3 protein-coding genes are annotated in these 947 nt (G+C 74.1%); 2 read left to right on the forward strand and 1 reads right to left on the reverse strand.

From position 1 onward, the window contains the following. Both E1284_RS40900 and E1284_RS40905 read left to right on the forward strand, forming a co-directional pair. The coding region (locus E1284_RS40900) for an alpha/beta hydrolase fold domain-containing protein (RefSeq protein ID WP_165965636.1) at nt 1-269 on the forward strand (269 nt) is incomplete at its 5' end. 127 nt (nt 270-396) lie between these two features. Then, nucleotides 397-633 (forward strand): hypothetical protein, encoded by a 237-nt coding sequence (locus tag E1284_RS40905; protein ID WP_131945467.1) that lies wholly within the window; start codon nt 397-399, stop codon nt 631-633. Between the two features lie 31 nt (nt 634-664). On the opposite strand, the gene E1284_RS40910 is transcribed toward E1284_RS40905, so the two are convergent. Further along, nucleotides 665-947 (reverse strand): DUF885 family protein (locus tag E1284_RS40910; protein ID WP_131945468.1); only part of this gene is annotated, 283 nt, incomplete at its 5' end.

The raw sequence follows: 947 nt of genomic DNA on the forward strand, positions 1-947 counted from the left end.
CCCCGCTGCTGGACCCCGACCCCGCCGGGCTGCCGCCCGCGATCATCGCGACCGCCGAGCACGACCGGCTGCGGCCCCAGGCCGAACACCACGCCGACCGGCTCCGCGCCGCCGGCGTCCCCGTCACCCGCATCACCGGGACCGGCCTGGACCACGGGTTCCTCGGCTGGGGCGCGTTCGCGCGCCGCCCCGCCGAGGCCGTCGCCGAGATCGGCGCCGCCGTCCACCGCGCCCTCACCGGCACCCCGGACCGCCCCGGGCCCCCTTGACACCGGCCTTAAAGCCGCTTGCCCGGGCCGTTTAACGCCCTTGACGCCGGAAATCACAGGTCAGAGGCCGATTTGCCGGACCACGCCGACAGTCGAGGGGGCCACCGCTTTGCACAGGACACACGAAATGGGGAGGGTCCAGACCACAGGGTCCGGGCTGGAAGAGTGGGCGTGCCCCTCCTGCGGCCGCCGCATCCTGCTGCGGTGGCCACCCCACTACGTCAAGCACGTCCTCGACCACGGCGACGAGGAAGCCTGCCACATCGCCCGCAGCACCGACGACACCCACCGCTGGCTCCGCGAAACCGGCGCCACCGCCCTCCACACGCCCGCCTCCGGCCTCAACCCCGCCGAACCCGTCTGAACCGGCGCCCACCGGCCCACCGGCCTCCGGCTCAAGCCCGCGCAAGCTCGGCGCGCAGCCGATCCAGACCCATCGGCCCCAGATCCAGCGCCCGCCGGTGGAACTCCCTCAGATCGAACGCCGCCCCGGCACGGCGCCGCGCCGCCTCCCGCGCCTCCAACCACACCTTCTCCCCCAGCTTGTAGGCGATCGCCTGCCCCGGACGCCCCAGATACCGGTCGATCTCGAACACCACCGCCGCATCGGTGTCCGGCCCCATGCGCGACCGCAGGAACTCCACCCCCAGCTCCGGCGTCCACCGCTCCCCCTCATGG

Source organism: Actinomadura bangladeshensis (genome assembly GCF_004348335.1).
GTDB lineage: Bacteria > Actinomycetota > Actinomycetes > Streptosporangiales > Streptosporangiaceae > Spirillospora > Spirillospora bangladeshensis.